The 19,698-nt window shown below is 69.5% G+C and carries 21 protein-coding genes; 8 read left to right on the top strand and 13 right to left on the bottom strand.

The annotated features are described in order from the left end of the window. Nucleotides 1-273: a hypothetical protein gene (locus A9X00_RS18635; RefSeq protein ID WP_067156566.1), complete on the top strand. Its 273-nt coding sequence runs from the start codon at nt 1-3 to the stop codon at nt 271-273. Here A9X00_RS18635 and A9X00_RS18630 read toward each other — a convergent pair. Both A9X00_RS18630 and A9X00_RS18625 read right to left on the bottom strand, forming a co-directional pair. Beyond that, the gene (locus tag A9X00_RS18630) at nt 242-610 is read right to left on the bottom strand and encodes a hypothetical protein (protein WP_067156563.1); all 369 of its coding nucleotides are present in this window, start codon (nt 608-610) and stop codon (nt 242-244) included. The genes A9X00_RS18635 and A9X00_RS18630 overlap by 32 nt on opposite strands. Nucleotides 611-626: 16 nt before the next feature. Next, nucleotides 627-1,661 carry a hypothetical protein gene (locus tag A9X00_RS18625; protein ID WP_197515204.1) on the bottom strand — a complete coding sequence of 345 codons (1,035 nt, stop codon included), beginning with the start codon at nt 1,659-1,661 and terminating at the stop codon, nt 627-629. A gap of 166 nt (nt 1,662-1,827) precedes the next feature. Here A9X00_RS18625 and A9X00_RS18620 point away from each other — a divergent pair, with 166 nt between their 5' ends. Both A9X00_RS18620 and A9X00_RS18615 read left to right on the top strand, forming a co-directional pair. Beyond that, entirely contained in the window at nt 1,828-2,388 is a 561-nt protein-coding gene (locus A9X00_RS18620) for a hemerythrin domain-containing protein (RefSeq protein WP_067156557.1), read from the top strand. A 14-nt stretch (nt 2,389-2,402) separates the two neighbouring features. After that, entirely contained in the window at nt 2,403-3,056 is a 654-nt protein-coding gene (locus A9X00_RS18615) for a UdgX family uracil-DNA binding protein (protein ID WP_067156554.1), read from the top strand. Here the strand turns inward: A9X00_RS18615 and A9X00_RS18610 are convergent. From A9X00_RS18610 to A9X00_RS18590, 5 genes are all read right to left on the bottom strand, one after another. Further along, on the bottom strand, nt 3,012-5,939 hold the full coding sequence (locus A9X00_RS18610) for an FAD-binding and (Fe-S)-binding domain-containing protein (protein WP_067156551.1): 2,928 nt from the start codon (nt 5,937-5,939) through the stop codon (nt 3,012-3,014). The genes A9X00_RS18615 and A9X00_RS18610 overlap by 45 nt on opposite strands. 16 nt (nt 5,940-5,955) lie before the next feature. Then, entirely contained in the window at nt 5,956-7,749 is a 1,794-nt protein-coding gene (locus tag A9X00_RS18605; protein ID WP_067156548.1) for a thiamine pyrophosphate-requiring protein, read from the bottom strand. A gap of 210 nt (nt 7,750-7,959) precedes the next feature. Continuing rightward, nucleotides 7,960-9,015 carry a DNA topoisomerase IB gene (locus tag A9X00_RS18600; RefSeq protein WP_067156652.1) on the bottom strand — a complete coding sequence of 352 codons (1,056 nt, stop codon included), beginning with the start codon at nt 9,013-9,015 and terminating at the stop codon, nt 7,960-7,962. Between the two features lie 110 nt (nt 9,016-9,125). Next, nucleotides 9,126-9,524, bottom strand: a complete 399-nt coding sequence (locus A9X00_RS18595) for a heme-binding protein (RefSeq protein ID WP_067156545.1) — start codon at nt 9,522-9,524, stop codon at nt 9,126-9,128. Between the two features lie 269 nt (nt 9,525-9,793). Further along, nucleotides 9,794-10,618, bottom strand: a complete 825-nt coding sequence (locus tag A9X00_RS18590) for an SDR family oxidoreductase (RefSeq protein WP_067156543.1) — start codon at nt 10,616-10,618, stop codon at nt 9,794-9,796. 170 nt (nt 10,619-10,788) lie between these two features. Here A9X00_RS18590 and A9X00_RS18585 point away from each other — a divergent pair, with 170 nt between their 5' ends. Next, nucleotides 10,789-11,025 carry a general stress protein CsbD gene (locus A9X00_RS18585; protein WP_067156538.1) on the top strand — a complete coding sequence of 79 codons (237 nt, stop codon included), beginning with the start codon at nt 10,789-10,791 and terminating at the stop codon, nt 11,023-11,025. 133 nt (nt 11,026-11,158) lie between these two features. Further along, the gene (locus tag A9X00_RS18580) at nt 11,159-11,446 is read left to right on the top strand and encodes a DUF3349 domain-containing protein (RefSeq protein WP_067156536.1); all 288 of its coding nucleotides are present in this window, start codon (nt 11,159-11,161) and stop codon (nt 11,444-11,446) included. Nucleotides 11,447-11,456: 10 nt separating this feature from the next. Here the strand turns inward: A9X00_RS18580 and A9X00_RS18575 are convergent, their stop codons facing one another. From A9X00_RS18575 to A9X00_RS18560, 4 genes are read right to left on the bottom strand one after another with little or no spacing between them, the layout of a single operon-like run. Continuing rightward, nucleotides 11,457-12,221 carry an endonuclease/exonuclease/phosphatase family protein gene (locus tag A9X00_RS18575; RefSeq protein WP_067156533.1) on the bottom strand — a complete coding sequence of 255 codons (765 nt, stop codon included), beginning with the start codon at nt 12,219-12,221 and terminating at the stop codon, nt 11,457-11,459. Nucleotides 12,222-12,252: 31 nt separating this feature from the next. Then, the gene (locus A9X00_RS18570; RefSeq protein ID WP_232006877.1) at nt 12,253-12,834 is read right to left on the bottom strand and encodes a class I SAM-dependent methyltransferase; all 582 of its coding nucleotides are present in this window, start codon (nt 12,832-12,834) and stop codon (nt 12,253-12,255) included. Beyond that, a complete protein-coding gene (locus A9X00_RS18565) occupies nt 12,831-13,604 on the bottom strand; it encodes a PIG-L deacetylase family protein (RefSeq protein WP_067156531.1) in 774 nt (257 codons plus the stop codon). The genes A9X00_RS18570 and A9X00_RS18565 overlap by 4 nt, the downstream gene beginning before the upstream one ends. A gap of 10 nt (nt 13,605-13,614) precedes the next feature. Then, nucleotides 13,615-14,559 (bottom strand): acyl-CoA dehydrogenase family protein, encoded by a 945-nt coding sequence (locus A9X00_RS18560; protein WP_067156527.1) that lies wholly within the window; start codon nt 14,557-14,559, stop codon nt 13,615-13,617. 168 nt (nt 14,560-14,727) lie between these two features. On the opposite strand from A9X00_RS18560, the gene A9X00_RS18555 reads away from it, so the two are divergent. After that, nucleotides 14,728-15,297, top strand: coding sequence for a nucleotidyltransferase (locus tag A9X00_RS18555; RefSeq protein WP_067156522.1), 570 nt, complete (start codon nt 14,728-14,730; stop codon nt 15,295-15,297). A 109-nt stretch (nt 15,298-15,406) separates the two neighbouring features. Here the strand turns inward: A9X00_RS18555 and A9X00_RS18550 are convergent, their stop codons facing one another. Beyond that, on the bottom strand, nt 15,407-15,664 hold the full coding sequence (locus tag A9X00_RS18550; protein ID WP_067156519.1) for a Rho termination factor: 258 nt from the start codon (nt 15,662-15,664) through the stop codon (nt 15,407-15,409). A 21-nt stretch (nt 15,665-15,685) separates the two neighbouring features. Continuing rightward, on the bottom strand, nt 15,686-17,806 hold the full coding sequence (locus A9X00_RS18545; protein WP_067156516.1) for a catalase: 2,121 nt from the start codon (nt 17,804-17,806) through the stop codon (nt 15,686-15,688). Between the two features lie 97 nt (nt 17,807-17,903). On the opposite strand from A9X00_RS18545, the gene A9X00_RS18540 reads away from it, so the two are divergent. Further along, nucleotides 17,904-18,923, top strand: coding sequence for a chemotaxis protein CheB (locus A9X00_RS18540; RefSeq protein WP_067156513.1), 1,020 nt, complete (start codon nt 17,904-17,906; stop codon nt 18,921-18,923). After that, complete coding sequence (locus tag A9X00_RS18535) at nt 18,916-19,674, top strand: STAS domain-containing protein (RefSeq protein WP_067156644.1); 759 nt, start codon at nt 18,916-18,918, stop codon at nt 19,672-19,674. The genes A9X00_RS18540 and A9X00_RS18535 overlap by 8 nt, the downstream gene beginning before the upstream one ends. Nucleotides 19,675-19,698 lie beyond the last annotated feature (24 nt).

The raw sequence follows: 19,698 nt of genomic DNA, 5'->3' as shown, positions 1-19,698 counted from the left end.
ATGAACCCGGAACTGACCGCCTTGGACGCAACCGCCCGCGAACGGGTGGCCGAGCAGATCGCGGCCAAGGGCGGGTACTGCGAATGCTGCGGCGGAACGGAATTCGACATCGGCGACGCCCTGTACCTCGGCTTCCTGTTCCTCGACGAGGATCGCGACGCCTACATGATCGCGCTGACCTGTAGCAACCCGGACTGCGCCAAGCCGCGAACCGGAATCGTCCTGTGCCGCAAGGATTTTCTCAGCGACGGGGGCGGAAGCGCGTCGCCTTAGCGGGCGGGCTGTCGGCGAAGTTCGGTTGGGCGAGGCGGAACCGTTCGATCAGGTGGTCCAGCGAGCGCAGCTCGTGGCGCAACGCGTCGAAGGTGCGCTCGTCGGTGTCGGTTAGCCGGCCGAGCGAGCTGTAGTGCACCAGGCGGCGCAGCCGGCCGGCCAGCACGGTGCCCCACCGGATGCTGAAGTCGTAGCGTTGCCCTTCGCTGATCGGCGTCTCGTCGTCCTGCTTGGCAAGCTCCTTGAGCGCCCTGATCTGTCCGGTGATCAGCTCGACGTCGCCGTCGATGGCCACCGCGTGTCCCGCCGGCCTTGCGGGGTTTCGTGTCGCGCTCATCGGTTTCTCCCTTGCATCACAGGTGCGGCTTGGCGACGCTGACCACGTAGGGCGTGCCGGCCAGGGTGAGGTATACGCGGTGGGGCCCGATGGCAATGCCCGAGGGACGCGCGGATTGCGCGGCGCCGGCGGGCAGGGCCGTCCGGTAATTGGTCACGCGGATCACCGGAATCTTCTGGTCCGGAAAGCCGGTGAAGCTGTCCGCCTCGAGCACGACGACCTCGCGGTCGGTGGCCGCGTAGATGCGGGTGTCGTCGGTGCCGAGTTCGCGGATCGGCGACGGCAGCCGGGCGCTCGCCAGCACCTGCATTCCCCGGCCGCCGCGGCGCGAGTCGACAGCGTAGAGAGTGGCGCTGTCGTGGCCGGCCACGTAGTTGCGGGTGTCCGCGGCACCGTCGCCGGCCGCAACCGCGACGTCCATGCCCAGCGAACCGCGTCTCTGCGGCGGGGACGAGAAGCCCTCGTAATAGCGGATTCCCGACGGCGCATAGGCATGGTAGTCGATCTTTCGCCCGCGATTGGCGCCGTCGATGCTGTCCGCGGGTTCGTCGCCGACCGGGGCGGTGGGCAGCTTGCGGAAGCCGTACTGGTCGACCGGCGTCACGGCCGTCCCGTCCGCCGACAGGGCGAGCAGGATCCGCATCCCGGCGTCTTCGGCCAGGTATGCCGGGGCGGGGCCGGCGTCGAAATCCGCGGTCTGGCGCAGGCTTTCCAGGTCGACGGCGGCCACCCTGCCGCGTTGCGGTTGCGGGACGAACACGACTCCGTCGTCCTTCTGGCTGATCTGCAGGTTGCGGCCCACCGGCAGCGGCGCAGACAGCCGCGTGGTCGCGTCGTCGGCGCGGGCGGCGCCCGTCACCGCGGCCAGCCGGTTGTCATCGGTCATCGCGACCAGCGCGTTCGTGCGATACGACCAGACCGGTTGCCGTAGCGCCGCGCCCACGTGCCACAGCGCCACCTCGGGGGCGCTCTCCAGGGAGGTCCCCGGCGCCGCGCAACCGGGCGCCACCGTGACCGCGCCGAGCGCGCAGGCCGCGCCCAGGCGTCGCATCCGTCGAGACCAGCGGCTCATTCCGGAGAATTACCCCAAACCGCGCACCTCACACGCCTTTTTGTGGCGGCGGCCCGCGCCGTTTGGTGCCCGCGCGCCTCGGGTAGCCGCTAGGGAGCGCGCAACAGCCCGCGCGCTGATGAGTAAGCAGATGGGAGGGGACATCATGGCAGAGACCGCCATCAAGTCACGCTCCGATGTGGTCGACTTTCTGGTCAGCCAGCACGAGCGGATCAAGTCGATGTTCGCCGAGACGCTGTCGGCCTCGGGGAAGGAACGGGAGAAGGCCTTCGTAGAACTCCGGCGACTGCTCGCGGTGCACGAGACCGCCGAGGAGGAAATCGTCCACCCGCGCGCCAAGCGGAAGATCGCCGACGGCGCCGCGGTGGTGGACCAGCGGCTGGAGGAGGAGCACGAGGCCAAGACCGTCCTGCAGAAGCTCGAGAAGCTCGACGTCGACAGCGAGGAGTTCACCCGTCAGCTGACGGAACTCCGCGATGCCGTCATCGACCACGCCGAGCACGAGGAAAAGGACGAATTCGCCAAGCTGGGTGAGGAATTGAGCGACGACGAGCTGGCCAGGATGGGGCGTGCCGCCAAGCTCGCCGAGGCGATCGCGCCGACGCGGCCGCACCCGGGCGTCGAGTCCCAGGCGGCCAACCTGACCGCGGGCCCGTTCGCGGCGATGTTGGACCGCGCCCGGGACGCCATCATGGGCAAGGGCTGATCACGGCCTGAATCATGGCCGCGCCCAAGACCAGCGCCGCGCGCTACCTGCCGCAGGATCGCGGGCTGGATTCGCTGAAAACCGCGGCCGAGCGCTGCCACGGCTGCCCGTTGTTCGCCGACGCCACCCAGACGGTGTTCGGCCACGGGCACCGTGGCGCGCCCATCATGCTGGTGGGCGAGCAGCCGGGGGACCAGGAGGACCGCGCGGGCCTGCCCTTCGTCGGGCCCGCGGGCCGGCTGCTGGCCCGCGCGCTCGACGACGCCGGCATCGACCCGACGCTGACCTATCAGACCAACGCGGTCAAGCATTTCAAGTTCACCCGTAAGGGCGGCAAGCGCCGCATCCACCAGAAACCGAGCCGCACCGAAGTCGTCGCGTGCCGCCCGTGGCTGATCGCCGAGATCGAGGCGGTGGCACCGCGGGTGATCGTCTGCCTCGGCGCGACGGCCGCGCAATCGCTTCTGGGAGCGGACTTTCGGGTGTCCGCCCAGCGCGGCGAGGTGATCGCGCTGCCCGCCGCTGTGGACGTCGAGGTGACGCCCGAGCCGATCGTGGTCGCGACCGTGCACCCGTCGGCGGTGCTGCGCGACCGCAGCGAATCCCACGACGAGGCCTACCGGCTATTCGTCGACGACCTGCGCGGCGCGCGTTCGGGGCTCGGCTAGGGCGCGGGCCAGCACCTGCGCCAGGTGCAGCGGTTGCCGGTCGGCGGCGAGCGCGCGGATCTGGGTGCGGCAACTGAAGCCGTCGGCCAGCACCAGCGTGTCGGCGTCGGCGTCGCGCAGCGCGGGCATCAGCTTGTCCTCTGCGCACGCCACAGAGACGTCGTAGTGGCCCTTCTCGAAGCCGAAATTGCCTGCCAGGCCGCAACATCCGGCGTCGAGGACGTCCACGTCCACACCGGCGTCGACGAGCAGCTTTTTGTCCTTGGTGTAGCCCAGGATCGCGTGCTGGTGGCAATGCTGTTGCACCACCGCGTGGGCGTCGATCTGGGGCGGGTCCCAGTCCGGGGCCCTCTGGGCCAACAGCTCGCCGAGGGTGCGGGTTTGCTTGGCCAGCCGGTGCGCGTCCTCGTCACCGAAAAGCAGCTCGGGCAGGTCCGACCGGAAGACCGCGGCGCAGCTGGGTTCCAGCACCACCACCGGCGTGCTGGTCCGCAGCGCCGGGCGCAGCGCCGTAAGGGTGCGCCGCAGAACGCGTTTGGCGACCTTCAGCTGGCCGGTGGAGATCCAGGTCAGTCCGCAGCACAGGGTGCGTCGCGGAACCTCGACCTCGAACCCGGCCGCCTCCAGCACGGCCACGGCGGCCTTGCCGACGTCGGGTTCGAAGTTGTTGACGAAGCTGTCCGGCCACAGCACCACCCGCCCGCGCGCCGGCGCGGCGGCGGCCGGGGTGCGGTGGCGGAACCAGGCGGTGAACCTCTCGTCGGCGAAGTTGGGCAGCTCGCGGTGCGGGTCGATGCCGCCGACCTTCTTGAGCAGCGTCGACGACCCGGGCGCGTGCGCGACGGTGTTGAGTGCGCGCGGCGCCACCGCGGCCAGGCGGGCCCACAACGGGATCCAGCCCATCGAGTAGTGCGCCATCGGGCGGAAGCGCCCCCGATAGTGTTGGAACAGGAACTCGGCCTTGTAGGTCGCCATGTCGACGTCGACCGGGCAGTCGCTGCGGCAGCCCTTGCACGCCAGGCACAGGTCCAGCGCGTCGTGCACCTCGGTGGATCGCCAGCCGTCGGTGATGACGTCACCCTGCAGCATCTCGAACAGCAGGCGCGCCCGCCCGCGGGTGGAGTGCTCCTCCTCGCCGGTGGCCCGGTAGCTGGGGCACATCACGCCCGATTCGTGGCCGCGGCACTTGCCGACCCCGACGCAGCGGGCGGCCGCCCGCGAGAAGCGGTGGTCGTCGTCGGGATAGGCGAACATGACGTCGGGTTCGGCCGGGCGGTAGTCCACGCCGAAGCGCAGGTTCTCGTCGAGCCGGTACGGGTGCACGACCTTGCCGGGATTCATCCGGTTGTCCGGGTCGAACAGCGCCTTGGTCTGTTCGAAGGCCTTGACCACGTTCTCGCCGAACATGATCGGTAGCAGCTCGCCGCGCGATTGGCCGTCACCGTGCTCGCCGGACAGCGAGCCGCCGTAATCCACCACCAGCCGCGCCGAATCCTCCACGAAGGAACGGTATTTGGCGATGCCCTCGGCGGTCCGCAGCACGAACGGAATGCGGGTGTGCACGCAGCCCTGGCCGAAATGGCCATAAAGCGAAGCGCTTTCGTAGTCGTAGCGCTCGAGCAGCTTGCGGAAATCCCGCAGGTAATCGCCCAGCCGGTCCGGCGGCACCGCCGCGTCCTCCCACCCCTCGTGGGTTTCGGGCTCGTTGGGCGGGTACGCGGTCGCGCCCAGCCCCGCCTCGCGAGCCGCCCACACCTCCTGCTTGCGTTGCGGGTCGTCCAGCACGGTCGCGTCGATGTGCACCTTCTTTTTCTCCAGGGCGTGGATCATCGACTTGGCCTTACGGTCGGCCTCGTCCTGGTTGTCGCCGTCGAGCTGAACCATCAGCCAGGCGTTGCCATCGGGAAGCTGTTGCAGCGCCTTTTGGGCCAGCTTCTGCGAATGCTCGAGCTCGACCAGGCGGTGATCCAGGCCCTCGAGCGCGGCGGGGTCGTGTTCGAGCACCGCCGGCACCGCATCGGCCGCCGCCCCGATGTCGTCGAAGCCCAGCACCACCAGCGCGGTCGCCGCCGGCGGCCGGACCAGCTGCAGCTCCGCGCGCAGCACGGTGACCAGCGTGCTCTCCGAGCCCACCAACGCCTTCGCGACGTGAAAGCCGTTCTCCGGCAACAACGAATCCAGGTTGTAGCCCGAGACCCTCCTCGGGATGTCCGGATAGCGGGAGCGGATCTCGTCGGCGTGCCGCTCGGCGATCGCCTTGAGGCCGCGATAGATCTCGGCCCTGCGGCCGCCCTCGTCGAGGATCCGGCGGAACTCGTCCTCGCCGGTCTGCCCGACCCACATGCGCAGGCCGTCGTAGGTCACCACCTCGAGGCGGCGCACCGAGTCGACCATCTTGCCGTACGCCTGGGCGCTGGAACCGCAGGAGTTGTTGCCGATCATCCCGCCGATGGCGCAGCTGACGTGGGTGGACGGCTTGGGGCCGACCATCCAGTTCGCCGGCTTCAGGTGGTCGTTGAGCACGTCGAGCTTGATGCCCGGCTCCACCACGGCGATGCCCGACTCGGTGTCGACCGATCCGATCCGCGTGCAGTACTTGCTCCAGTCGATGACCACCGCGGCGTTGCAGCACTGGCCGGCCAGGCTGGTCCCGCCGCCGCGCGACAACACCGGCACGTCGTGGCGGCGGCACACGCCGATCGCGTCGGCGCCGGCCGACGGGGTGCGCGGCACCACCACCCCGATGGGCACCTGCCGGTAGTTCGAGGCGTCGGTGGAATAGGTCGCGCGCGACCCCGGGTCGAACCGGATTTCGCCGTCGACCTCGGCGCGCAGGTCGGCGGCCAGCGCTTCGAACAACTTGGGTGTGCGAGTCCCAGTCATCGCTCGGCCCACCCTGTCAGTTCTTCTTGTGCGGCAGGAACTCCTGGACCTTCGTTTTCAGGCCCACCTTGACGAAGCCGGCGCGGTCCTCGTCGCCGGACAGCACCGCGGCGGTGGCCGCCTTGAACTGGTCCCAGGTGGCGTGCGGTGGAATCGGCGGCATGTCGGGGTCGGTGTAGACGTCCAGCACGGTGGGACGGTCCGCGGACAACGCGTTGCGCCAGGCGTCCGCGAGCTCGTCTCCGTCCTTGATGGCCATCGCGTTCAGACCCAGGCTGGCGGCGAACCCGGCGAAGTCGATGTCCGGAAGGTTCTGGGATTCCGCGAATTTCGGCGCGCCGGCCATCGCCCGCATTTCCCAGGTGACCTGGTTCAGGTCGTTGTTGTGCAGGATCGCGACGACGAGGCGCGGGTCGTCCCACTCCGGCCAGTACCGCTTGATCGTGATGAGTTCGGCCATGCCGTTCATTTGCATGGCCCCATCACCGCTGAACACGATGACCGCCCGCTGCGGGTGCGCGAACTTCGCGCCGATGCCGTACGGCACGCCGGGGCCCATGGTCGCCAGGGTGCCCGACAGCGAGCCGCGAATATTGCCGCGGAATCGCAGGTTTCGCGCGTACCAGTTGGCGGCCGAACCGGAGTCGGCCGTGACGATCGCGTCGTCGGGAAGCTGCGGGGACAGCTCGGAGAACAACCGCATCGGGTTGATCGGGTCGGCGCTGACCTTCGCCTCCATGTCCATGGTTTCCCACCAGCGCGACACGTTGGCCTCGACGGTGTCGCGCCAGTCGCGCTCCTCCTTGCGGCGCAGGTGCGGAATCAGGGCCCGAAGCGCGGCCTTCGCGTCCGAGACCAGGTTGACCTCGTAGGGGTAGCGCATGCCGATGAACCGGCCGTCCACGTCGATCTGCACGGCGCGGCACTGACCGAACTCCGGCAGGAACTGCGTGTACGGGAAGCTGGAACCCACGGTCAGCAGCGTGTCGCAGTCGCGCATCAGCTCGTAGCTCGGCCGGGTGCCCAGCAGGCCGATCGAGCCGGTAACCCAAGGCAATTCGTCGCTCAGCACGTCCTTACCCAGCAGCGCCTTGGCCGCCCCGGCGCCGAGCAGGTCGGCGACCTCGGTCAGCTCCTCGCGCGCCCCGCGGGCGCCGGAGCCCACCAGCATGGCGACCTTCTTGCCCGCGTTGAGCACCTCGGCCGCCCGCTTGACGGCGGCGTCGTCGGGCGCCACCGCGGGCCACTCGATGCCGAGGCTCGAGGGCACCATCTTGAACGCGTGGGTGGGCGGCGAATAGGGCAGCTCCTGCACGTCGGCCGGGATGATCAGCGCCGTGGGCGCTCGAACCGCCATCGCCACCCGGATCGCGCGGTCCAGCACGTTGGGCAATTGCTCTGGGACGGTGACCATTTGGACGTAGTCGCTGGCCACATCCTTGAACAGGCTCAGCAGGTCGACCTCCTGCTGATAGGACCCGCCCATGGCGCTGCGGTTGGTCTGGCCGACGATGGCCACCACCGGGACGTGGTCGAGCTTGGCGTCGTAGAGCCCGTTGAGCAGATGGATCGCGCCGGGGCCCGAGGTGGCCATGCACACCCCGACGCGGTCGGTGAATTTGGCGTACCCCACCGCCTCGAAGGCGCTCATCTCCTCGTGCCGCGACTGGATGAACATGGGCCGGTTGTCGGCGCGTCCGAACGCGGCCAGGATTCCGTTGATGCCGTCGCCGGGATAGCCGAACACGTGCTCGACGCCCCACGTCCGCAGCCGCTCCAGTAGGTAGTCCGAGACCTCTTGCTTCGACATTGGTTGCCCTCCTCGACAGGCGTTGGGGTGTCGTTGGGCGCGCGAATCTGCCCGCGTCGGCTTGTTCGCCGCGCCGAACGGGACCGGATCGCCATGGGTTCGACTCTCCGGGCGGCTTTCCGGGCAGCGCTTTCGCGCGTGCTCCGGCGCACAAATGTGCGCATACCCGAAATCGCGGCCCTTATTCCCTGATCCGTCGCCGTCGTGGGGTCAGGCGCTCTTGGGCAGTGCGGACGCCCCAGAACCGCTGTGACGAGTGGCGACTCGGCGAATGAGCATGCGGGTCGCCTTCTCCAGGATTTCCTGTTTGGCCTCGGGTCTACGGGCGCGTTCGGCGCGACGCACCGCCGTTTCGATCGTCAGGCCCTGCTCGTAGCCGCTGACGACGCGCGGGTCGACATAGGATCCGCGAGCCACCGCCGGGGTGTTGCCGAGTTCCTCGGCGACCTCCTTCATCACCGCGGACTCGACGCGCTTGACCACCCGCTGCGACACCGGCGGGTCCGCGTCCGCGAACGCGGCCGCGGCCAGCACCGTGCCGTGCCAGGTGCGCAGGTCCTTGACCGTGTACTCGTCGCCGACCATCTCCTTGAATCGGGCGTTGAGGTCGTCGGAGCGGATGTCGACCCATCCGGATCCGGTGCGGCACACCAGCAGTCGGTCGGTGCGCTGCGGGCGCCGGATCAGGGCGCGCACCGCGCGAACGATTTCGGGGTCCTCGATTTCCACCGTGCGCCGCACCCCGCTCTTGGCGGGGAAGTCGAATTCGACCGCGTGGCGGCGCACCGTGACGTGGCTGCACAGCAGGGTGGCCAATCCGTAGGACTCGTGCTCCTCGGCGTACTGCTCACCGCCGGCGCGGAAGTAGCCTCGGTCGAGCAGGCGCAGCGCCACCGCCAGCACCCGCTCGCGCGTCAAGCCGCGGCGGGTCAGGTCTTTGGCGATGCGCGCCCGCCACATCGGCAACTGCACCGACAGCTCCAGCACGCGGTCGAACTTCTCCTCGGCGCGTTCCTGTTGCCAGGCCGTGTGATACAGGTACTGCCGGCGCCCGGCCGCGTCCGTTCCGACGGCCTGGATGTGGCCCTTCGGATCGGGCGAAATCCACACCTTCTTCCATGCGGGCGGAATGACAAGGTCCTTGATGCGCTCCAGGGTGTCCGGATCGGACAGCAGGTTGCCCTCGGGGTCGTAGTAGGCGAAGCCCTTGCCCCGGCGTTTGCGTGCGATCCCCGGCTTGCCGAGATCGCTGCGACGCAGCCGCATCGTTGCCTCCAGTCGCATTGGCTGACTGCACAAGTACCCGCTCAATACCCGCCGGCGGTACACGCGAAACGACCCGCCACTCCGTTGTGGCGGGTCGTCTCCCGGCGTGATCAGCCGGCCATGAACTCCTGGTAGGCCGAGTCCAGGAACGGCGGCAGGGCCTTGACGTTGCACTGCCGTTCCGTGTCGCCGATCGGCGCCAGGATGCCGCGCAGGTCGTAGTACTCCTGCGGATGCGCGGTGAAGTAGCCGCGCAGGCTCGACTCGGCCTCCGGTCGCGGCTGGCCGTAGGCGGCCGTGACCACCTGGTTGGCGTCGGGGTGGGCGGCCAGGTACTGCTGCGCCGCCCCCTGGACCGACGACACGGTGGCGTTCACACCGGCGGGGCTGCAGTCGGGCGCTGCGGCCGCGGACGGGGCGCCGATGATGCCCACGGTCAATCCCCCGAGCAGGAAGCCCGCGCTGATGCCGGCAACTCGCCGGCGCGCGACGATACTGCTGTTTTTCATGATCAGACTTGTCCTTCGAAATTGATCAATTGATTTCTTGCAGAGAGGCTCCCGATCCTCGAAGACCAAGGTAGCGAAAGCCGAAAGTGGGGACGTTCGCTCGAAACGAACACCGCGGACCACGCAGGGCACGATCGCCCCACCAGCCCCATTTTCGCTAAGCGAGCAAATAAATACGACGCGCAATGTTGAGAATTCTTAGAGAACGGCCCCGGTTCTTAACCAATCGTGACACCGATCGTGACGCAACCGTGACCTCGCTCCTCGGCCTAACGGCAGGTATGGGAAAGATCCCGCGTTTGCAGCCTCGTCGGCGCAGCGTCGCCGTCCGAGTCGGGTGAGGACAGGGAGTGCAGCCACGTGTCGACGTCGGGGCCGACGACGATGGCGCCGTCCGACGCCAACAGCGCCCCGGTACCGAGCGCGCCGAGCGCGGGCTGCACGGCGCGCACCCGACGTTTGTCGCCCTGCCGGGCGAGCAGTTTGGACGTGAGCTCAGGCAGGCGGACGGCCTGTGGGCCGGTGATCGTGTGTGGCCGATGCGTCTGCGCCAGGGCGGCCTCGACGAGCACGTCGGCGACGGTGTCGGCGGCGATGGGCTGGATCAGCCAGTCCTGGACGACCACCTCGCCGTCGCGGGAACTCACGGCGGCGGGGTTGGTGGCGAACTCGTACCACTGGGTCGACTTCACCAGGGTCACCGGCACGGGGCCGTCGAGCACGATCTGCTTGGCGGCCCGCTTGGCCTCGAAATACGGAAAGCCGTCGAACGAGGGATCCTCGATGCCGGCGACCGTCAACACCACCAGCCGCCGGACGTCGCGCGCGGCGCAGGCTCCCACGACGTTGCGGGTTGCGGCGGCCACCGTCTGGGTGATGTTCGAACTCCCGTCGGCGGGCATCGGGTTGGAGACGTCGATCACGACGTCGACCCCCGAAAGCGCCTGGAATAACCCCCGTCCCGTGATCACGTCGACGCCGTGAGCGCGGGAGATTTCGACGACCTCGACGTCGCGGGCCTTCAGCCTGGCGACGACGCGCGCCCCGGCCGTGCCGGTCGCACCGATGACAGCGATGGTGCTCAGTGACTCCACCCCCTTGAGCAGTCGGGAGCAGTAACTACCCGCAAATGTCGCGTTCAAACAGACCGGTTCGCATGGCGAAACGTTCGCCCCGCGATCGCGCGGGGAGTGTTTGGCCCCGAGCCTTGCGGGAAGCCGGTAGATGCGAATCAAGACGTAACCACCGAGAGGGAGGTCGACCAATGGGCGATCACAAGAGCGGACCACAAGAGGCCGTCAGGGGCACCGTCGAGGGCGTCAAGGGCAAGGTCAAGGAGGTCGGCGGAACCGTCACCGGTCGCGACGACCTCGTCGAAGAGGGTCAGGCGCAGCAGGACAAGGCGGACGCCCAGCGCGACGCGGGCAAGAAGGAAGCCGAGGCCGATTCCGCGCGCGCCGGCGCCAAGGCCGCCGAAGAGCGCCAGAAGCAAAACCAGTAAGCCATCTCCACTGGGGGCCCGGGCCGGCGGGCGGACCGGGCCCCCTTCTGTGGTTCAAACCGCTCTGTGGTTTCAAACCGGCACGCCGGGTATTCCTGGCAAGACCACTTGGCGCGGCGGCGGGAGGTGAGGGATGGTCTTACGCGGCACGGTGTCGAGCATCATCGCGTTCCTGCGCGCCGGTTATCCGCGTGGCACGCCGCCCTTCGGCTACGTGCCGCTGCTGGCGCTGCTGCCGCGGCGAGTGTGCGACGACGAGGTCACCACGATCGCGACCACCCTCACCGGGCGCAAGCACCGCTCGATCGACGACGCCGACGTCGGGGTGGAGATCCTCCGGGTCACCGACGAGCTGCCCTTGCCGGACGACATCGGCCGGGTCCAGCGGCGGCTCGACGGGATGGGATGGGCCGCCAGATAGCCCCAGCCCGTCACGCGTGCTCCAGGTCGACCACCAGCGGCCGGTGATCGGAGATCGGCATCACATCGGATTCGACGGCGCCACCGCGCAGGCCGGGGTCGTCGGTCAGGATGTGGTCGAGCTGGCGGTTGGGGGTTTCCGCGGGAAAGGTTGCGGCCACCGCCAGGGGCCGCATGCCGGACCAGCGGCGCACGGCGTCGGGCGTCATGTTGAGGTCACCGGTGAGCAGCCGCGGACCCGGGAAGCCGTGCAGGTCGTGGATCAGCCGGCGCAGCTGGCGCCGATTCCAGCCGGGCACGAAGGACAGATGCGTGTTGGCCACCGTGAGGCCGCCCCACGGGGTGTGCAGCTGCGCGATGACGGCGGCGCGCGGTTCCTCGTCGACGATCATCACCCGGTTCGGGCCGGGTAGATACATGGGAAACCGCATGGGAATCCGGGGCAGTCGCACCACCTGCCAACTGGCCACCGGGAACCGGGACAGCAGCGCGATCCCGTAGGCCGCCGTGCCGGGTTGTTCGCGGCCGGTGGCGGCCATCCACGTCGCGCCCGGCGTGCCGGAGATCGCGGCCACGAACCGATGCTCCACGGCCCCCATGGCTTCCGCGGCGACCGCGGTGAGGTCGGCGCGATCGGACCGAGGCTGTTCGCAGTCCACCTCCTGCAGCCCGAGGATGTCCGGATCCAGCCGGCGCACGCAGTCCCGCAGCCGCGCCAGATCCACCCCGTTCCCGACGGTGCGGCCGTGCAGGATGTTGAAGGTCGCGACGCGCATACCCTTTTCGATACCCACTCCCGGGCCGCGGTCACCAATTAGCCGCTGTCCAGCCGCCGCCTGTGGCGAATGCCTCGATGACCACGTCGCGGTCCCCGTATCGGGCGATGGACACCAGCCCGGGCGTCTCCGCGATGACGGCGTGGGCCGCGTCGCCGGTGAGCGGACGGCCGGCCACCGGGTGGCGCCAGTGTGCGGCAACGACTTTCGCCCCCGGCCGCAGCCGCGGGCATTCGCGGGACAACACCGTGGCCAGCGCGTCGGCCTCCAGGTCGCAGGCGACGTCGCTGAGCACCAGCAGGTCGAAGGGCCCGGGCGGCCACGGCGCGTCCCGGGACGACAGGTACAGCGTCACCCGATCCCGGCTGCCGGCCCGCCGCAACCGCGCGTCCGCGCCGCGCAGCGCCGCCTCGGCCACGTCCATCGCGGTCACCCGATCGCAGCGCGCGGCCAGCTGGGCGGTCAGCGTCCCGATCGAGCAGCCCGGCTGCAACGCGTGCCGGTACCGGCGGTCGGGCAGCATCGCCAGCGTGATGGCGTCCCGGCGCTGTTGGTACCACCGCGTCGGCAGCGGCCGGGGATCCTCGATGCCGGCATGCGCCGCGGTGGTCACCGGAATACCACCTCGCCCACCGCGAGCAGCCGTTGCAGCACGAACGGCGGGACGGCGGGCGCCGCCCCGGTGGCGGGCGGCTCGAGCTGGCTGCGAAAACAATGCGCGGCGAGGCGTTTGCGGGCGAGGGCCCGAGTGGGCACGGGCACCGACTGGGCGCGGTGCCAGGGCACCGTGGGGTCGGCCGGGCTGGCCCAGTGCCACATCCACACCGGGTATTCCAGCAACACGGCGCCGGTGCGCCGGCAGGCCTCCGCGGCCGCGCGCCCCACGGCCTCGTGATCGGGATGCCCGTCGCCCCGCCAGGTGGCGGCGCACCACGTCCCGGGCGCGGCGGCGGCGAGGATGCCCGCCAGGAGATCGGCGATTGCGTCCTCGTGGTCGGCCAACTGCCCGTCGGGCAGCGCCAGCGACACCGGCTCGGGGATCCCCAAAACGCTTGCCGCCCGGCATAGTTCGTACCTGCGAGTGATCTCCCAACGCGTCCGCTCCCGCGCCGTCACACCCGGGCGGGCCGCGCCGCCGTCGGTGACCGAAATGACCTGCACGTCGACGCCCGAGGCGACCAGTTGGGCGGTGGTCGCGCCGAGTCCCAGCGTCTCGTCGTCGGGATGGGCCGCGACGACGACCAACCCGGGACACGCGGTCAGGTCCAGCGGGGGCAGCGGTTCGGAGTGCAGCGCGGCCAGCCACACCGGCGCCGGGGTGCCGCCGCGGGTCAGCGGCTTGGCCGCGAACTTGGCGCAATTGCTCGCCAGCAGGGTTTTCATGGCCGGGCTTTCATGATCGTCGCCCGGCGAGGCGCCCGAGCTCGGCCAGGTCCCGCTCGGCGTGGCTTTGCCGGATGTAGATGGTCAGGTCGGCGACGCGCTGGGCGTGTCGGCCGTCCTGGCACAGCGGCCCCGGCCCCAGGGCGCGGCCGGTGCGCGTGATGGCCTCGTCGACCGCGTGTTCCACGACCGTACGCGCGCGACGGGCCAGCAGCTGAGCGGTGTTGGACCGGTCGAAGGGATCGGTGTCGATCTGCATCGCCGCCGTGGTCAGGATGGCCTCGCCCGCGGCCAGCGCGGCGTCCACCGCGCCCAGGTGCGCCAGGGAGTAGGCGTCCGCCGATTCGCTTGTGGCGCAGCGGTATAACGGCTCGGCGACGCGCCGCGCACCGCCGAGCCAGCAGGCGGCGACGCCGGTGGCGCCGTGCCAGAACCCGGGCCGGGTCAGGTAGGCGTCGGGGTCACCCACGCCGACGGCGCGCGCGTTGGTGAATTGCACCGCCCTGGTGTCGCTTCCGGCCATCCCGACGTTCCACCAGGTGGTCGGCAGCGCCTTGACGGCGGGTTCGGTGACCGGCACCGCGAACAGCCCGCACCGTCCGTCGTCGAGCCGGGCGGTCACCAGCGCGTGCGTGCAGAACCCGGCGCCCGAGCACCACACCTTGGTGCCGTTGAGGATGATCGCGCCGCCGCGGATCCTGGTGGCAATCAGCGCATCGTCGGACGATTCGGCCGCCCACACGCCCCACAGCTGATCGGAATCGGGCGGCTTGCCGCCCAGCTCGTGCAGGATCGCGACGGCGTCGGCGTGGGCCTCGGCGATCCGGGCCGCCACGATGTCCTCCTCGGCCAGCCGGGCCAGGCGTTGCCAGCGTTCGGCGGTGCGCCCCGAGGCGGGTAGCGGCAGCTCGAGCCGTCCCGAGTCGAGCCAGTGCTTGACCAGTCCCGCGGTCATGAGCGGCCACCGTTGGCCATGACGGCAGCCCCGTCGTATGCGCGGAGGGCCGGGGCTGACATAACACCAGACTTGCCAGTGTTACCGCCCCTTAAACGGACGACAAACGATGTCACGCAAATCCGGAACAGGTTGCCCCGCCGAAAGGCGGGTATCACCTACTGCACGATGAGCGCCACCCAGAGCCCCTCGGATGTGTCCTGCAATCAGCTGCGGGAGGCGTTGCGCGGTGCGGCGTCGGCGCTCAAGGAGAACGGGCCGCGGTTTGCGTTGGCCGGCACGTATGCGCTGTGGGCCTTCGGCGCGCCCGAGCCCAGCCACGACGTGGATCTCGTCGTGGCCGAGACCGACGTGGCGAGCGCCGAGGCCACCCTCGCCGACGCCGGCTTCGCGATCGAACACCCGCCGGAGGACTGGTTGTTCAAGGCGCGCACCGGCGACACCGTCGTCGACATCCTGCACCGCATCAACGGCGAGCCCGTGGAGCCGGCCACGCTGGACTGCGCCGAGCGGCGCGACGTGTTGGCGATCGCGATGCCGGTGCTACCGCCGACCATGGTGGTGATCCAGAAGCTGCGGTCCCTGAACGAACACCACTGCGACTTCGCCAAGCTGCTGCCGCCGGTGCGGGCCGTCCGCGAAAGGCTGGACTGGGAGCGCATCAGGTCGCGGACCGCCGACAACGATTACGCGGTCGCCTTTTTGGTGCTGGCCGACCGGCTCGGCCTGACCGGCTAGTCGCGTTGAGTGTGCGCCGGCGGCTTTCGGTGTGCGCGCAGGGCGGGCTCCCGGCGATTCTTCCGGCCAGGATTCACACGCCAGGCCCACAATTCACACGCAACGCCCCTCAGTGGTTGCGCAGCTTGGCCACCAGCTTGTCCTTGGTCAGGCTCGAATAGCCCGACATGCCAAGCTCTTTGGCCCTCTTCTTCAATTGCGGAACGGTCCAGTCCGCATAGGAGCCGGCCTTGCCGCCCTTGCGGCCGACGGACGACTTGCCCCGGCCCGCGGCCGCGTTGGAGATCCGCGCGGCCTTTTCCTTGGAATCACCCTGCTTGCGCAGATCCTGGTACATCTTCTCGTTCTTGATCGACGAACGTGGCATCGTTTCTCCTCCTTGAATGGGTTATGCCGGCACCGGGTCGGTCTGGCGTTCCCAGCAGCGGTGCCGGGCCAGTGCGGCGGCGAATTCCTCGGCGAACTGGTCGGGGAAGTCGTCGGCGGCCGCCTTCGTCGTCACGACGGAGCGGTCGGTCACCACGTCGGTGGCCGAGTCGCTGTCGGAGGCGAGGCGGGTGTCGATGTGCGCGGCGCGTAGCAGATCGATCCCCTTGCCGTACGCGCCGATCGGCTTCAGGTGCTTGTAGGCCTCGATCACGAAGTGCACGGCGTAACCGTCCTCGGAAAGCGTCGCCACCGAATCCGGTCCGCACGCCACCACCACCGCGTCGTAGAGGACCGACGCCATCGTGGTGAACGCCCGGTCGACGGGGAGCTCCCCGCCGGACCCGCCGCGCAGGGCGCCGCCGGCGCCGGCGGCCAGCACCTCGACCGTCGCGCCGCGCTCGGCCATCAGCTCCTTGAAGCGTTGCGTCCCAACGACATCCACGCCGTCCGCGGCCAGGACGGCGATCTTGCGCGACTCGATGCTGTCGGCCACCCCGATCTGGGACAGCGCCGGCGAGGAGGCCACCTCGCCGTCGACCGCCTCGTCGGGCGGTTCGGGCAGCCCCAGCTTCGCCGCCACCTGGGCGGCCAGCCCGTGGTCGACGCGGGCGAGTTGGGCCACCACCGCCGAGCGGATGTCGGGCACTTCGACCTTGCCCAGTTCGAAGGCGAACGCGGCGACGATGTGTTCGGCCTCGACCGCCGACATGCTCTTCCAGAACATCCGCGCCTGGCTGTAGTGATTCTCGAAGGACTTGGCGCGCTTGCGCATCGCCGTTCCGTCGACCCGCTGCGTGTAGTGGCGGAACACGTCGTCGTTGGCCAGCGCCGGGCACCCGCTGCCGAGGGTGTTCTTGTAGTAACTGGACCGGCCCTGCGGGATGGCGTGCTGGGAGTAGCCGTCCTGCTGATTGGTGCGGACGTCGGCCACCGGCCGGTTCACCGGCAGCTGCGCGAAGTTCGGGCCGCCCAGCCGGATCAGCTGCGTGTCGAGGTAGGAGAAGTTGCGGAACTGCAGCAGTGGGTCGTTGGTGAAGTCGATCCCGGGCACCACGTTGGCGGTGTGAAAGGCGACCTGCTCGGTCTCGGCGAAGAAGTTCTCGGGGTTGCGGTTCAGCACCATCTTGCCGACGGGACGGACCGGAACCTGTTCCTCGGGAATGATTTTCGTGGCGTCGAGGAGATCGAAATCGAAGTTGAACTCGTCGGCCTCGGCCACCAGCTGCACGCCGAGTTCCCATTCGGGATACTGGCCGGACTCGATGGCGTCCCACAGGTCGCGGCGGTTGTAGTCGGGGTCCTTGCCGGCGATCTTCTGGCATTCGTCCCAGATCAGCGAGTGCACGCCGAGGCGGGGCTTCCAGTGGAACTTGACGAAAGTGCCTTCCCCGCTGGCGTTTACCAGGCGGAAGGTGTGCACCCCGAACCCCTGCATCATCCGGTAGCTGCGCGGCAGCGCGCGGTCCGACATCAGCCACATGATGGCGTGCAGCGTCTCGGGCTGCAGGGAGACGAAGTCCCACAGCGTGTCGTGCGCCGAGGCGGCCTGCGGAATCTCGTTGTGCGGCTCGGGTTTCACCGCGTGGACGAAGTCGGGGAACTTGATGCCATCCTGGATGAAGAAGACCGGAAAGTTGTTGCCCACCAGGTCGTAATTGCCCTGCTCGGTGTAGAACTTGGTGGCGAAGCCACGCACGTCGCGCACGGTGTCGGCCGAGCCGCGCGACCCGGCAACGGTGGAGAACCGCACGAACACGGGGGTCCGGGTGCCCGGCGTGGTCAGGAATTTCGCCGCGGTGTACTCGGCCAGCCAGTCGTCGTACGGTTCGAAGAAACCGTAGGCGCCGGCGCCGCGCGCGTGAACGACGCGCTCCGGAATTCGCTCATGGTCGAAGTGGGTGATCTTTTCCCGGGCGTGAAAGTCCTCCAACAGCGTGGGTCCCCGCTCGCCGGCGGTCAGCGAATCGTCGGTGTGGTCGACCCGCACGCCCTGCTGGGTGGTCAGGAATCCGGTGTCGCGGCGCACCCGAGACGGGTCGAGGTCGCGCTGTTTGGCATCGGACGTGTGATTGTTGTCCATTTCGTTCGGTTACCACGGCGCGCCCCGGGTAAACCGGGCCGATGCGTCCCTATCCACCGGCCACCCGGTTACCTACCCTTAATGGGGGTAGTCGAGGGTGGTGATTGAGGCGACCGACCAAAACGACGGGCTGCGCGGAGTGGTCGCGATCGGTGCCTCGGCGGGAGGCGTCGACGCACTCTCGCGTCTGGCTGCCGGGTTGTCGGCCGACCTGCCGTACGCATACCTGATGGTGCTGCACGTCCCCGCGGGCGCGCCCAGCGTCCTGGCACGAATCATCGATCGCAGCGGCCCGCTGCCGGCAGTCCCCGCCGAGGACGGTGCGAGGCTCGAGCCGGGCCGCATCTATGTCGGCCGCCCGGACCGCCACCTGCTGGTCCGCGATCATCGCATCGTGTTGTCGCAGGGGCCGACCGAGAACGGGCACCGGCCCGCGATCAACGCGTTGTTCCGTTCGGCCGCCGTGGCCTTCGGGCCCCGCGCGGTCGGCGTGCTGCTCTCGGGCGCGCTCGACGACGGGGTGCTTGGCCTGGGGGCGATCCGCTCGCGCGGCGGCGTCGCCATCGGCCAGTCGGCCGAGGATGCAATGTTCCCGGCGCTGCCGACCAACGCCCGAGAGGCCGGTGTGCTGAACCGGCAGGCCGCGGCGGCCGACATCGGCGCGGTTCTCAAAGAGCTGTCCCAGAAAGAAATCGAGGACCCACCAATGGAACCGGACGCCGCGCTGGAGCTTGAGAACCGGATCGCCATGAGCTCGCGGTTTTCGACCGACTTCGACACGCAAGACCTTGGTACCCAGTCCGGCTACACCTGCCCCGACTGCAACGGCGCCCTGATCTCGATCACCGAGGGCCACTTTCGCTGCCAGGTGGGTCACGCCTGGACGGCCGACGCCCTGCTTGGCGCCCGCGACGAGGAGGTCGACGGCGCGCTCTGGGTCGCGCTGCGCAGCCTGCAGGAAAAGGCCAGGCTGGCCCGCAAACTGGCCGACAAGGCCGGTGCCGGCCCGGTCTCTCGGCACTACAACTCGCTGGCCGAGGAAAGCGAGCACGCACTCACCGTGCTTGGCTCACGGCTGGCGGCCAGCGCGCCCGAGCGCGGTGATTCCGGTGGCTGACCCGCGGGCAGCGGTCCGGATCGACGCGGCGCCGCGGCGCGACGTGCCGATCCTGGTGATGGACGGCGTGCTGGACAGCTCCACGTACCGGACCATCCGTGACACCGTGATCAAGGCCGCGCTGGACGAGCCGCGCGCAGTGATCGTCGACGTCAACGGCCTGTCGGCGCCGTCGGCGTCGGCGTGGACCGTGTTCACCAGCGCCCGCTGGCACGTCAGCGTGTGGCCGGACGTGCCCATCCTGCTGGTGTGTTCACATCCGCGGGTTCGGCGAGCCATCGCCGCGGGTGGCGTGACCCGGTACGTGCCGGTGTACCCCACCCGGCCCTCGGCGTTGGATGCCGCGCGCGACCGGCCGATGGCCATCCGCCGCCGGGCGCGAAGCGAGCTGCCGGCCGTCGGGGAAAGCGTCGGCCTGGCCCGCGCCATGATCACCGACTGGCTCACCCGCTGGGACGAGCGCGAGCTGATCCCGGTCGCGGCCACGGTGGCGACCGTCTTCGTGGAAAACGTGCTCGACCACACCGAAAGCGTGCCGGCGCTCATCGTGGAGAGCCATCGGGACACCGTCACGGTCGCGGTGGAGGATCGCAGCGATCGCCTGCCGGGGCGGCACGAAGATTCCAATCGCGGCGCCGAGGTCGTTTCCGGGTTGGCGATCGTGTCCTCGTTGTGCCGGGCGTGGGGGGCGATGCCGACGCCGTCGGGAAAGACGGTATGGGCGCTGGTCGGTCACGAAAACCTGCTCTGACGCGGCCAGAGTAGTGTTCGAGTC

Source organism: Mycobacterium sp. 1245805.9 (assembly GCF_001672915.1).
GTDB lineage: Bacteria > Actinomycetota > Actinomycetes > Mycobacteriales > Mycobacteriaceae > Mycobacterium.
Note: the sequence above shows the minus strand (reverse complement) of the source record. Positions and strands in the feature narration are given on the sequence as shown.